Origin of the sequence: Acinetobacter sp. FDAARGOS_515 (genome assembly GCF_003938865.1) — a bacterium.
GTDB lineage: Bacteria > Pseudomonadota > Gammaproteobacteria > Pseudomonadales > Moraxellaceae > Acinetobacter > Acinetobacter ursingii.
The window spans coordinates 2,709,992-2,723,660 of record NZ_RKIX01000003.1; the positions used below are offsets into that span (position 1 = coordinate 2,709,992).

13 protein-coding genes are annotated in these 13,669 nt (G+C 40.2%); 12 read left to right on the top strand and 1 reads right to left on the bottom strand.

Annotation, left to right across the window (positions count from 1 at the left end; all coding sequences use genetic code 11):
• The first annotated feature begins 56 nt into the window (after positions 1-56).
• From rimO to lpxA, 12 genes are all read left to right on the top strand, one after another.
• Positions 57-1,400 (top strand): 30S ribosomal protein S12 methylthiotransferase RimO, encoded by a 1,344-nt coding sequence (rimO, locus tag EGS47_RS14625; RefSeq protein ID WP_004988023.1) that lies wholly within the window; start codon positions 57-59, stop codon positions 1,398-1,400.
• Positions 1,401-1,458: 58 nt separating this feature from the next.
• Positions 1,459-2,187 carry a UMP kinase gene (gene pyrH / locus EGS47_RS14630; RefSeq protein ID WP_004988022.1) on the top strand — a complete coding sequence of 243 codons (729 nt, stop codon included), beginning with the start codon at positions 1,459-1,461 and terminating at the stop codon, positions 2,185-2,187.
• An 80-nt stretch (positions 2,188-2,267) separates the two neighbouring features.
• Positions 2,268-2,822, top strand: a complete 555-nt coding sequence (gene frr / locus EGS47_RS14635) for a ribosome recycling factor (protein WP_004988020.1) — start codon at positions 2,268-2,270, stop codon at positions 2,820-2,822.
• A gap of 4 nt (positions 2,823-2,826) precedes the next feature.
• Complete coding sequence (gene uppS / locus EGS47_RS14640; protein ID WP_005004586.1) at positions 2,827-3,576, top strand: polyprenyl diphosphate synthase; 750 nt, start codon at positions 2,827-2,829, stop codon at positions 3,574-3,576.
• Positions 3,577-3,579: 3 nt separating this feature from the next.
• Positions 3,580-4,401: a phosphatidate cytidylyltransferase gene (locus EGS47_RS14645; protein ID WP_005004584.1), complete on the top strand. Its 822-nt coding sequence runs from the start codon at positions 3,580-3,582 to the stop codon at positions 4,399-4,401.
• The gene (ispC, locus tag EGS47_RS14650) at positions 4,402-5,598 is read left to right on the top strand and encodes a 1-deoxy-D-xylulose-5-phosphate reductoisomerase (RefSeq protein WP_005004582.1); all 1,197 of its coding nucleotides are present in this window, start codon (positions 4,402-4,404) and stop codon (positions 5,596-5,598) included.
• Positions 5,599-5,600: 2 nt separating this feature from the next.
• On the top strand, positions 5,601-6,956 hold the full coding sequence (gene rseP, locus EGS47_RS14655; protein ID WP_005004579.1) for an RIP metalloprotease RseP: 1,356 nt from the start codon (positions 5,601-5,603) through the stop codon (positions 6,954-6,956).
• Positions 6,957-6,995: 39 nt separating this feature from the next.
• Positions 6,996-9,518: an outer membrane protein assembly factor BamA gene (gene bamA / locus EGS47_RS14660; protein WP_005004577.1), complete on the top strand. Its 2,523-nt coding sequence runs from the start codon at positions 6,996-6,998 to the stop codon at positions 9,516-9,518.
• Positions 9,519-9,574: 56 nt separating this feature from the next.
• Entirely contained in the window at positions 9,575-10,075 is a 501-nt protein-coding gene (locus EGS47_RS14665; protein WP_044433370.1) for an OmpH family outer membrane protein, read from the top strand.
• Positions 10,076-10,078: 3 nt separating this feature from the next.
• Positions 10,079-11,149 (top strand): UDP-3-O-(3-hydroxymyristoyl)glucosamine N-acyltransferase, encoded by a 1,071-nt coding sequence (gene lpxD / locus EGS47_RS14670; protein ID WP_119686669.1) that lies wholly within the window; start codon positions 10,079-10,081, stop codon positions 11,147-11,149.
• Between the two features lie 7 nt (positions 11,150-11,156).
• Positions 11,157-11,642 carry a 3-hydroxyacyl-ACP dehydratase FabZ gene (gene fabZ, locus EGS47_RS14675; protein WP_119686670.1) on the top strand — a complete coding sequence of 162 codons (486 nt, stop codon included), beginning with the start codon at positions 11,157-11,159 and terminating at the stop codon, positions 11,640-11,642.
• Complete coding sequence (gene lpxA / locus EGS47_RS14680) at positions 11,639-12,427, top strand: acyl-ACP--UDP-N-acetylglucosamine O-acyltransferase (RefSeq protein WP_004998133.1); 789 nt, start codon at positions 11,639-11,641, stop codon at positions 12,425-12,427. Before fabZ ends, lpxA begins: the two co-directional genes overlap by 4 nt.
• A 107-nt stretch (positions 12,428-12,534) precedes the next feature.
• On the opposite strand, the gene EGS47_RS14685 is transcribed toward lpxA, so the two are convergent.
• Positions 12,535-13,667, bottom strand: a protein-coding gene (locus EGS47_RS14685; protein WP_223235881.1) for an IS3 family transposase whose coding sequence is annotated in 2 segments (ribosomal slippage) — positions 12,535-13,415 and positions 13,415-13,667 — 1,134 coding nt in all. Because the reading frame shifts where the segments join, the coding sequence is not laid out codon by codon here.
• Positions 13,668-13,669 lie beyond the last annotated feature (2 nt).

A 13,669-nucleotide genomic window follows, 5' to 3' on the forward strand; every position in this document is an offset into this window, starting at 1 on the left:
TGTTTTTATTGCGAGAAACGTCATACAATACGCGGATTCTAGTGGAGCGCAGATTCATGAAGTCCCCCAAAGTCGGTTTTGTATCTTTAGGTTGTCCTAAGGCATTGGTAGATTCTGAACGAATTTTAACTCAGTTACGTACTGAAGGTTATCAGGTCGCATCAGATTATGATGGTGCTGATCTAGTTGTAGTCAATACCTGCGGTTTTATTGAATCTGCGGTACAAGAATCATTAGATGCAATTGGCGAAGCCATGAGTGAAAATGGTCGTGTGATTGTGACGGGGTGTTTGGGCAAAGATGAAGATAAAATTCGTCAAATGCATCCGAATGTTTTAAAAGTCACAGGTGCGGCAGCCTATCAGGATGTGATGGAAGCGGTACATGAATATGTACCTGCGCCACCGAAACATAATCCTTTTGTTGATCTGGTACCTGAACAAGGCATTCGACTCACTCCAAAACATTATGCTTATTTAAAAATTTCGGAAGGCTGTAATCATCGCTGTACCTTCTGCATTATTCCAAGTATGCGTGGTGATTTAGTTTCACGTCCTGTCGGTTCAGTGCTTGAAGAAGCAGCAGCGCTTAAGCGCGCGGGTGTTAAAGAAGTTTTAGTCATTTCTCAGGATACTTCTGCTTATGGTGTAGACACCAAGTACAAGCTTGATTTCTGGAATGGTCAGCCTGTAAAAACCAAGTTTTATGATATGTGTGAGGCACTCGGTCAATTAGGAATTTGGGTGCGTTTGCATTATGTTTATCCATATCCACACGTCGATGCAGTCATCGATTTGATGGCTCAGGGTAAAATTCTTCCTTATCTTGATATTCCTTTTCAGCATGCCAGTCCGCGCGTCTTAAAATTGATGAAGCGACCAGCCCATAGTGAAAATACCCTTGAACGCTTAAAAACATGGCGTGAAAAATGTCCAGATTTGGTGATTCGCTCAACTTTTGTAGTGGGTTTTCCAGGTGAGACCGAAGAAGATTTTCAAATTCTTTTAGATTGGTTGCAAGAAGCGCAGCTTGATCGAGTTGGTTGTTTTACATATTCGCCTGTTGAGGGTGCGACAGCCAATGACTTGCCAGATCATGTACCTGAAGAAATTAAGCAAGAGCGTTATGAACGTTTCATGCAGGTTCAGCAGGCCATCTCGGCAGCTAAATTGCAAAAACGGATTGGTCAAACCATGACTGTTTTAGTTGATAGTCTGGAAGATGAATATCCTGTTGCGGTTGCACGTTCTTATGCTGATGCGCCTGAAATTGATGGCAATGTCTTTGTCGAAGATATTGATAAATCAAAAATCCAGTCAGGTGATTTACTTGAAGTCGAAATTACTGATGCAGATGAATACGATTTATTTGCAAAGTTGATTACAATCAAATCAGCTTGATGATTGATGTTGCAACAAACAAAATTTATTTTTAACACATTGTTTTTTGGAGCTTACCATGGCGGATTCTAATAGCCCCCGTTACTCACGTATTCTACTTAAACTTTCTGGTGAGGCATTGTCGGGCAATAAAGACATGGGAATCGATGCACAAGTGCTTGATCAAATGTCATTGTCAATTGCTCACTTGGTTGGCTTGGGTGTGCAAGTGGGTATCGTTGTTGGTGGTGGAAACTTGTACCGTGGTAGCCAATTACAAAAAGATGGTCTAGTGGGTCGTGTAACGGGTGATCAGATGGGTATGCTGGCAACCGTTATGAATGGCTTGGCACTACGCGATGCTCTGGTTCGTCGTAATATCAAGACACGTTTGATGTCTGCACTCTCAATCGGCACCGTGGTTGAATCTTATTCGAGCCGTGATGCGATTCGCCATTTAAGTCAGGGCGAAGTATGTGTATTCGTTGCAGGTACAGGTAACCCATTCTTCACCACAGATACAGCGGCTTGCTTACGTGGGATTGAAATTGAAGCCAATTTGATTTTGAAAGCCACTAAAGTTGATGGCGTATATAACAAAGACCCAAGCAAATATGATGATGCGGTAAAATATGATCATTTAACTTTTGATCAAGTGCTTGATGAAAAGTTGGGTGTGATGGATTTAACTGCGATTTGTCTGTGTCGTGACCACAATGTACCGTTGCAAGTTTTCGATATGAATAAAGCTGGCGCACTATTATCTGTGGTGATGGGCGAAAAAGAAGGAACTCATGTTACGAATTAATGTACGTAACCTAGAAAGCTCTTTATACTACTCGACTAATTTAGCAATTACACCTTGAATGAATAAGTAAGGAAGATCATATGATTAACGATCTCAAACAAGACAGCGAACAACGCATGCAAAAAACCCTTGAATCTTTAGAGCAAGGTTTTGCGAAAGTGCGTACTGGCCGTGCTCATCCATCCATTCTAAACGGTGTAATGGTTTCTTATTATGGTTCGGATGTTCCACTGAATCAGGTGGCAAACGTAGGTATTGAAGATTCACGTACTCTTATTGTTCAGCCATTTGAACGTACAATGGTTTCGGCAATTGATAAAGCAATTCGTGAAAGTGATTTGGGTTTAAATCCGATTACGGCTGATGCAATCCGTGTACCTTTACCAGCTTTAACTGAAGAAACACGCCGTGATATGCAAAAAGTGGCGCGTTCAGAAGCCGAAAATGCCAAAGTTGCCATTCGTAACATCCGTCGTGATGTATTAGGTGATATCAAATCACTGCTAAAAGACAAAGAAATTTCTGAAGATGATGAGCGTCGTGCAGGTGATGATATCCAAAAAATCACCGATAAATATGTTGCCGAAGTTGATAAACGTTTGGCAGCAAAAGAAGCTGAATTGATGAAGGTCTAATTTTATGACCGCTTCAGAAGAGCTTCATCTTCCGCAACATGTTGCCATCATTATGGATGGCAACAACCGTTTTGCTAAAAAAAATCAAATGCAAAAAGGAGATGGGCATCGTGAAGGCAAAAATAGTCTAGATCCAATTGTTGAGCATTGTCGTAACAAAGGGATTCAGGCATTAACCGTATTTGCATTTTCCAGCGAAAACTGGAATCGTCCACAGTATGAAGTCGATTTATTGATGAAATTGCTGGAAGAGACGATTCATGAACAGTTACCTCGAATGGAACAATTTAATATTGCCTTGCAGTTTATTGGTGATCGTTCTCGTCTATCTCCACATTTACGTGAATTGATGTTGCATGCAGAACAGCAGACTGCTAGTTTTGACAGCATGACACTGACTATTGCGATCAGTTATGGTGGGATGTGGGATATTGCCCATACAGCAAAGCACATTGCACAAGACGTAAAAGCAGGCGTATTAGATGTAGATCAAATAGATGCTGCACTTTTTAATCAGCGGATTAGTTTAAATAATCTGCCGGCTGTTGATTTGCTGATTCGTACAGGTGGTGATTATCGTTTGTCCAACTTCCTGCTTTGGCAGGCTGCTTATGCTGAATTGTATTTTACCGAGACACTCTGGCCTGAGTTTTCTGTAAAAGAATTTGATCGTGCTTTAGATGTGTTTGCAGGACGCGAACGTCGTTTTGGTAAGACTTCTGAACAAATCCACCAAGAGAAAATTGAGAATTAATAAATGTTAGAGCGGATAATTACCGCATTGGTACTGGTAGCGGTAGTACTTACTTGTATGTTTGCAACCAGTTCTCACTATCCAATGTTTGGCTTAATGATTGTAGCCGCAGGGGTGGCTGGCTATGAATGGTTTAAACTCATGCCTAGAGATACGGCATTATTTAAACCGAAAGCGTGGGCTTATGGACTGATCGTCGCGCTAATATCTGCGCTGGCGCTTTATTATAATGAAGTTGCAATCCTATTATGGTGTGCATCAATACTCACTTGGCTGGTGAGTAGCTTTTGGGTCAAGGCTTATCCTGAATACGATGGCTGGTACAACGCTTCGCTTTATCTTCTTGGGCTGATACTGGTCAGTGCGGCAGTTACGGCAATTTTTGAAGTTTGGCAAAGTTCCCCATGGTGGTTGATGTACTTGTTCCTGTTGGTATGGGGAGCGGACTCAGGTGCTTATTTTGTTGGGCGTAAGTTTGGTCAAAATAAGCTAGCGCCAACAGTGAGTCCAAATAAATCGGTTGAAGGATTGATTGGTGGGATAGGGCTTGCGATCATTATTATTATTGTGGTGCAGGTCAATTATCTTAACTTAACATTTGCCCAGCATTTGCTGTTTCTAATTTTGTCTGTGGTGACTGTTTTTGCTTCAGTGTTGGGTGATTTGTTCGAATCTATGATTAAGCGTCGTGCTGGTATTAAGGATTCTGGGCGTATTTTGCCGGGCCATGGTGGTGTGTTAGATCGTATCGACTCTCTACTTGCAGCAGCGCCTATCTTTGCAGCGGGCATGTATCTATTAAAACTTATTGGCGTAGATCTATAAATGACTCAATCTGTTTGTATATTTGGTGTGACGGGTTCAATTGGTCAAAGTACGTTAAAAATATTGGATCGTCATCCAGATAAATATACGCTTTTTGCAGTAACGGCTTATAGTCGTATCAAAGAACTGGCTCAAATATGCAAACAGTATCAGCCTAAAATTGCGGTTGTACCCGAATCAAAAGTCGATGAATTGCGTACCGAGTTGCTTGCATTGGGTGTTTTTGATATTGAGATATTGGCTGGGGAACAAGGCTTAATTACTGTTGCTGAAAGTTCTCAGGTTGATATTGTCATGGCTGCAATTGTTGGAGCGGCTGGACTTTTACCTACACTGGCTGCAATCAAAGCAGGTAAAAGAGTGTTGCTTGCCAATAAAGAAGCATTGGTGATGTCTGGTGAAATCATGATGCAAGCTGCACGAGATCATCATGCTTTATTGTTGCCCGTCGACTCTGAGCACAATGCAATTTTTCAGTCTTTACCGCAGAATTATTTAAATATTGAGCGTAATGGTCAGCCCCAGTTGGGGGTTTCGCAGATTTTACTTACCGCTTCAGGTGGCCCATTTTTAAATCATACGCTTGAACAATTACATGCGGTGACGCCACAGCAGGCGTGTAAGCATCCAAATTGGTCTATGGGACAAAAAATTTCTGTTGATTCTGCAACTTTAATGAATAAAGGCTTGGAGTTGATTGAAGCGTGTCATTTGTTTTCAATATCTGAACATTTTGTTACAGTTGTAATTCACCCACAAAGTATTATTCATTCAATGGTTCAATATATTGATGGTTCAACTTTGGCACAAATGGGAAATCCTGATATGTGTACGCCGATCGCACATGCATTAGCATGGCCTGAGCGGTTAGACACGCATGTTCCTGCACTTGATTTGTTTACACATTCACATCTTGATTTTCAGCAACCCGATACTCAAAAATTTCCTGCATTGAATTTGGCTCGTCAAGCCATGCGTGATGGTGGTCTCGCACCCACGATCTTAAACGCTGCAAATGAAATTGCGGTTGCGGCATTTTTAAATTTGAAAATAAAGTTTACTACGATTCCAGAAGTGGTTGAGCATACGCTTAATCACGTGCAAAATGGTTCGGCACAGAGTATAGAAGCTATTTTGGATACAGATCGATTAGCCCGTGATGTTGCGCATCAATTCGTGGCTAGCGCAGGAGGCTGAACATGAATATTTTGTTTATCATTGTTGCAGCAATTCTGTTGCTGGGGCCTCTGATTGCCATACATGAGTTTGGACATTATTGGGTGGCACGTAAGCTGGGTGTTAAGGTTTTGGTGTATTCGATTGGTTTTGGTCCAACTTTGCTAAAATGGACATCGAAAAAATCAGGGATTCAGTATCAACTTTCAGCATTGCCACTGGGCGGTTATGTCAAGATGCTGGATGAACGTGAAGGTAATGTCGCTGAAGCTGATTTACCTTATGCGTTTAATCGTCAATCTCCTTGGAAAAGAATTGCGATTGTCGCAGCAGGGCCGCTGATTAATTTATTGTTTGCTATCGTTTTATTCTGGATGTTATTCCTTCCATCTCAGGAACAGTTAAATACACGTATAGGCAAAATTTTACCTAATACACCTGCCGCGCAAGTCGATTTGCATGTGGGCGATAAAGTGTTAACTGTAGATGGAGAGCAAACACCTACATGGGAAAAGTTAAATTTTGCTTTGGTTGACCGAGCGGGTGAAACAGGTCAAATTTTGATGACCGTAGATCGTGACGGTACCCAAAAGAGCGTTGCGCTTCCTATTCATAATTTTCTCAAAGATCAATCTCAGTCTGCTTTAGATATTCTTGGATTTTTACCCTATCGTCCTCAAATGCCCGCGGTGATTCATCAGCTCAGTGAGGATGGTGCTGCTATTCGTCAAGGGATGAAGGTTGGCGATCAAATCCTTTCCATCAATGGCATTAAAATGAATGACTGGTTTGATGTAGTTGATGTCGTGCAGAAGTCCCCTGAAAAACTGCTGAATATTGATGTGCTTCGTAATGGGCAAATGGTTCATTTGCAAGTCATGCCGCAAGGTAAACGTGACAATATGGGCAATACCACTGGTATGCTTGGTGTGCAAAGTAACCCTGCTAAAGTCAATATTCCTAACGAATACAAACAAACGATTCAATATAATCCAGCTCAGGCCTTAGTGATGGCAGTGGATAAAACCACTCAAATTTCTGGCATGATTTTAAACTCGATCGTCAAAATGTTTAGAGGTTTAATTGGACTTGAAAATTTATCAGGCCCAATTACTATTGCTAAAGTTGCTGGGCAAAGTGCTGAAATGGGATGGCAAACGTTTATCTCGTTTATGGCATTGATGAGTGTAAGTCTTGGAATTTTAAATTTATTACCGATCCCTATGTTGGATGGTGGACATTTGGTTTATTATTTTATCGAAGCAATTCGCGGTAAACCTGTTTCCGAACAAATACAAATGATGGGCTTAAAAATTGGTATGGTACTGCTCGGCAGTATGATGCTCTTGGCTCTCTTTAATGATTTTATGCGTTTATAACGTTTAGATGGAAAAATTAACTTACTGGAAAAATCTGGCATGCGGCACACACATTTATTAATGCCTTTGGCACTTGTTAGTGCTATGGCGGCAGTACAACAAGCATATGCAGCGAATGACTTCATTGCACGAGATATCAAAGTCGAAGGTTTAGTTCGCCTCACTCCTGCAAATGTTTATACCATGTTGCCGATAAACAGTGGCGATCGTGTTGACGATCCAACCATTGCTGATGCCATTCGTACGCTTTATGCGACTGGTCTTTTTGATGATATTCAAACTTATAAGCAAAATGATATTTTGGTCTTCAAGGTTGTAGAGCGTCCTGTTATTTCAAAAATTGAATTTAAAGGCAACAAGCTCATTCCCAAAGAAGCTCTGCAAGACGGCTTAAAGAAAATGGGCGTTGCCGAAGGAGAAGTTCTTAAAAAATCTTCTTTGCAAACTCTTGAAACAGAACTTGAGCAACAATATACACAGCAAGGTCGTTATGATGCGGACATCAAAGTCACCACGACAGCTCGCCCAAATAACCGTGTAGATTTAACCATCGAATTTTATGAAGGTAAGCCTGCAAAAGTCTTTGATATTAATATTATTGGCAATACTGTATTTAGTGATGATGACATTAAACAGGCTTTTGCAGTCAAAGAATCTGGCTGGGCTTCTATTGTTACTCGTAATGACCGCTATGCCCGCGAGAAAATGGCGGCGAGCCTTGAAGCATTACGTGCTTTGTATTTGAATAAAGGCTACATCAACTTTAATATCAATAATTCACAGCTCAATATTAGTGAAGATAAAAAGCATATCTTTATTGAGGTTTCTGTTGATGAAGGTCAGCAGTTCAAGTTTGGTGAAACTAAATTTTTAGGTGATGCGCTGTATAAGCCTGAAGAGTTACAGGCATTAAAGATTTATAAAGATGGCGACACTTATTCGCAAGAAAAAGTAAATGCGGTGAAGCAGTTATTATTGCGTAAATATGGAAATGCAGGCTATTACTTTGCTGATGTAAACGTGGTTCCGCAAATTAATAACGAAACCCGCACAGTTGATATGAATTACTATATCAATCCGGGGCAGCAGGTGACAGTACGACGCATCAATTTCTCCGGAAACAGTAAAACTGCTGATGAGGTTCTACGTCGTGAAATGCGTCAAATGGAAGGCGCACTTGCAAGTAATGAAAAAATTGATCTTTCAAAAGTTCGTTTAGAGCGTACAGGTTTCTTTAAAACAGTTGATGTGAAGCCTGTTCGTGTGCCCAATTCGCCTGATCAAGTCGATTTGAATGTCAATGTTGAAGAGCAACATTCTGGAACGACTACACTTGCAGTTGGTTACTCTCAAAGTGGCGGTGTAACATTCCAAGCAGGGTTAAGTCAGACCAATTTCTTGGGTACAGGTAACCGTGTTGCAATTGATTTATCACGCTCTGAAACACAGGATTACTATAACCTGAGTGTAACTGATCCGTATTTCACTATTGATGGTGTGAGTCGTGGTTATAATGTCTATTATCGTAAAACCAAACTGAATGATGACTATAACGTCAGTAACTATGTGACTGACAGTATCGGTGGTAGTTTAAGTTTTGGTTATCCAATTGATGAAAACCAGAATGTGAGTGCATCGATTGGTGTGGATAATACCAAAGTTACCACTGGTCCTTATGTGTCAACCTATGTTCGAGATTACTTGCTTAAAAATGGCGGTAAGGCAACAGGTCAGGGGTCATATTGTAGTGGTACGTATGAGCTGAATTCAGATACAAACGCATACGAATGTAAAGATGCCAATGGTACTGTAATTGATATGACTCCATTTGATAATGCATTCGAGGGTGAATTCTTTACCTACAACTTGAATTTGGGTTGGTCATACAATACTTTAAATCGTCCGATTTTCCCTACTTCGGGTATGTATCATCGTTTAAATCTTGAAGTTGGTTTACCAGGTGGTGACGTTGATTATCAAAAAGCCACGTTTGATACTCAGGCTTATTTCCCATTAGGTCATGATTTTGTACTTCGTGGCTACGGTAAATTCGGTTATGGTAATGATTTACCGTTTTATAAAAACTTCTTTGCAGGTGGTTACGGATCGGTACGTGGTTATGATGTCAATACACTGGGACCTAAGTATCCGGGTGTAACTTATAACGAGAGTAGAACGCGTGATTGGGATCCAGAAGAAGTCGGTGGCAATGCTTTAGTACAATTTGGTACTGAGCTTGCTTTACCTATTCCATTTAAAGGGGACTGGGCACGTCAGGTACGACCTGTAATATTTGCAGAAGGTGGTCAGGTTTTTGATACACAGTGTAAAACTGCTTCAGGAAATCTTTATTTGAATGGTTCTACCACCCCTGTAGATGCAAAACAATACTGTAAAGATAACTATAATCTGGATTTAAGCAATCTTCGTTATAGTGTGGGTGTTGGCTTTACGTGGATTACCATGATTGGTCCTCTGTCATTAAGTTATGCATTCCCATTAAATGATAAAGATGGTGATGAAACCAAGGAAATTCAGTTTGAAATCGGCCGTACTTTCTAGTACGGTCTTTGTTCAAATAATTAATTGTTGAAATACTCCTGTATAAGGAAATCAAAATGAATAAATTAGCAGCAGTTTTATTGGGTATGGGTTTGTCTATTTCTGGATTGACACAAGCCGCAGGTGTGGGTTTTGTTGATTTAGCAAAAGTTGTCGATAGCAGTAGCTATCTTAAGCAACAAAATGCAAGCTTAAATCAGTCAGTTAAACCGACGACAACCAAACTAGAACAGCTTGGTAAAGAGCTAGATGCATTACGTCAAAAAGCGGAAACTGAAGGTCGTAATATGAAAGAAGCTGATGTTCAAAAACTTAATCAGCAATATCAGACCAAATTAAGCGAATTCAACTCGACCCAGCAAGGTTTGCAGACTCGTGTTCAAGGTACTTTACAAACCATGAATAACACTTTTGAAACTCGTGTGAAGCAAGCGGGTGAACAACTTCGTCAAGAAAACAATTTAGACTTCATTTTGAATAAAAATGCTGCGGTTGCCTATGACGCTAAGAACGATTTAACTGATAAAATGATTCAAAAGGTTAATGCAATTAAATAATCAATGAAAGCACGTAGTTATCGTTTAGAAGACTTGGCTCATCTTGTTCAAGGTGAGTCTTTTGGTCATAAAGACCTTTCTCTGACTGGACTTGCAAGTCTCGAACACGCACATCCAAATCAGATTTCATTTGTGAATGGCGACAAATATCTCGAAGCAGCACAAGTCTCGAAAGCAGGTGCATTGATTGTTCCAGCTGAATTAAAACAACAGTTAGCGCAACATCAAAATTTTATTGTAGTTCAAAATCCCTACCTTGCTTTTGCTCAATTGACTCATGTTTTTGAAAAGAAAATTGAATCCATAGGAATTGAAAGTACTGCACAAATCCATCCGTCTGCCATTATTTCAGATAGTGCTTATATTGGTCATTATGTGGTGATTGGTGAGAACTGTGTGGTTGGTGATGGTAGCGTTATTTTGGCAAACTCTACGTTGAATGATTTCGTTGAAGTTGGTAAAGATTGCTTTATAGATTCGAACGTAACTTTAACAGGTGAGACCAAAATTAAGGATCGTGTTCGAATTCATGCCAATTCAGTGGTCGGTGGTGAAGGTTTTGGCTTTGCACCCTATCAAGGAAAATGGCATCGTATTGCTCAATTAGGTTCAGTCCAAATTGGAAATGATGTTCGAATTGGTTCAAATTGTAGTATCGATCGCGGGGCTTTGGACGATACAATTTTAGAAGACGGCGTCATTATTGATAACCTTGTGCAAATCGCGCATAACGTTCACATTGGTACAAATACGGCGATTGCTGCAAAAACGGGAATTGCAGGGAGTAGCACTATTGGCAAAAACTGTATCATTGGTGGGGCGTGTGGACTTGCAGGGCACTTAAACATTGCTGATAATGTGACACTTACAGGAATGTCAATGGTCACAAAAAGTATTTTTGAAGCAGGAACCTATTCTTCAGGAACAGGACTTTTTGAAAATAGTCAGTGGAAACGCACGATTGTTCGCTTTAGACAATTAGCAGATGTGCCATTGACCCAAATACTCAAACGACTCGATCATATGCAGACTCAAATAGAGTCTCTTGAATCAACCTTTAAATTGCGTAAATAGAAATATGATGACTGAGTCCAACACTCCCGCGTTTACGATCCCTGAATTGCCAATGCATATTCAAACTATTCGTGAATATCTGCCACATCGTTATCCATTTTTACTGGTTGACCGTGTGGTTGAAGTAACAGAAAATTCTATTGTTGGTTATAAAAACGTGTCAATCAATGAAGAATTTTTACAAGGACATTTTCCTGAATATCCAATTATGCCGGGCGTACTTATTGTAGAGGCTTTGGCTCAAGTTTCAGGTGTTCTTGGTTTTATCATGAATAATCAAAAACCAAAAGCGGGTTCTTTGTTCCTTTTTGCTGGAGCGGAGAAAGTACGTTTTAAAAAGCAGGTTGTTGCAGGAGATCAGCTCGTCTTAAAGTCTGAGTTGGTGATGCAAAAACGTGGTATTTACAAATATAATTGTACAGCCACAGTGGATGGTATTGTAGCAACGACCGCTGAAATTATGATTTCGCACCAGATAACAGAGCAGGCATGAGTAATAACGACTTCATTCATTCAACCGCTATTATTGACTCATCTGCAGTAATTGCTTCAGATGTTCAAATTGGACCTTATTGTGTCATTGGGCCTAATGTGAGCATCGGTGCAGGAACTAAGCTTCATTCACATGTCGTGATTGGTGGTTTCACACGGATTGGTGAACATAACGAAATTTTCCAGTTCGCGAGTGTGGGTGAGATTTGCCAAGATCTAAAATATAACGGCGAAGAAACTTGGCTTGAAATTGGTAATCATAACCGTATTCGTGAACATTGTAGTTTGCATCGTGGCACCATTCAGGATAATAGTCTGACCAAATTGGGCAGCCATAATTTACTGATGGTGAATACACATATTGCTCATGACTGCGTGGTGGGTGATCATAATATTTTTGCCAACAATGTCGGTGTGGCTGGCCATGTGCACATCGGTGACTATGTGGTCGTGGGTGGAAACTCAGGAATTCATCAGTTTTGTAAGATTGATTCTTATAGTATGGTGGGTGGGGCATCTTTAATTTTAAAAGATGTGCCTGCTTATGTCATGGTTTCAGGTAATCCAGCGCATGCGTTTGGGATGAATGTTGAGGGTATGCGTCGGAAGGGTTGGTCAAAAAATGTGATCAATGGCTTACGTGATTCTTTCAAAATTATCTATAAGTCGGGTCTAACCACCGAACAGGCACTAGATAAAATTCGTACTGAAATTTTGCCAGAAATATCTGAAGTTCAATTGTTGATTGATTCAGTTGAATCATCCAAACGCGGTATTATTCGTTAGTTAAGTATCTTATCGAAATAAAAAAGACACATTTGAAATGTGTCTTAGAGGTGGTCCCACATGTTTGAACAACTAAAAGCTTATTTATAAGTGATACTCTGCTCTAGTTAAGCTACCTTATTTTGTTGTGGTAGCTGGTCATAGTAAAACTCATCTGGAGTCATTTTGTCCAGACTCGAATGAGGTCGTTTCAAATTATAAAATTCAAAATATGCGTTTAATTGCTTCTTCGCATCCAAAACATTGCTGTAGGCTTTGAGATACACCTCTTCATATTTAACGCTCCGCCATAATCGTTCAACCATCACATTATCAACCCATCGACCTTTACCATCCATACTGATTTGAATGCCATTTGATTTCAATACATCAATAAATGCATCACTGGTAAACTGACTGCCTTGGTCTGTATTAAATATTTCAGGTCGACCATATTTTTCAATAGCTTCATTTAATGTTTCTATGCAAAATGTAACCTCCATACTAATCGATACTCTATGCGCAAGTACCTTGCGGCTATGCCAATCAATCACAGCACATAAATAAACAAAGCCTTTTGCCATAGGGATATACGTTATATCCGTAGACCACACTTGATTACTGCGCTGAATAGCCAATCCTTTGAGCAGATATGGATATTTGCGGTGAGCTTGATTAGCCTGGCTTAAATTTGGTTTGCAATATAACGCATTAATGCCCATTTTCTTCATTAAAGTACGTGTATGACGTCGTCCTATATGATGTCCTTGACGATTCAACAAATCACGCATCATCCGGCTACCTGCAAAAGGGTATTGCATATGTAACTCATCCATACACCGCATTAGCTTCAGATCTGATGCACTCACAGGTTTTGGGCGATAGTAATAACAACCACGGGAGACTTTCAGCAGCTGAGCTTGCTTAGATACTGAAATCTGAAGTGAGTCATCGATTAACTTTTGTGGTTGAAGCGGCCCAGTTTCTTCAACACACCTTCTAAAAAATCAATTTCTAATGCCTGCTCACCGATTTTTGCATGTAGTTTTTTTAGATCGATGGGTGGTTCTGTTGGAGCTTTTGATTGATCGAAAGCTTGCGAGGAAGCTGAAATCAGTTGATTTTTCCAGTCGATAATTTGGTTTTGATGAACATCAAATTCAGCACTCAATTCAGCAAGTGTTTTTTCTGCTTTAATCGCAGCAAGTGCTACCTTAGCTTTAAAATCATTTGAATGATTTCTTCTTGGTCTACGTGCCATAA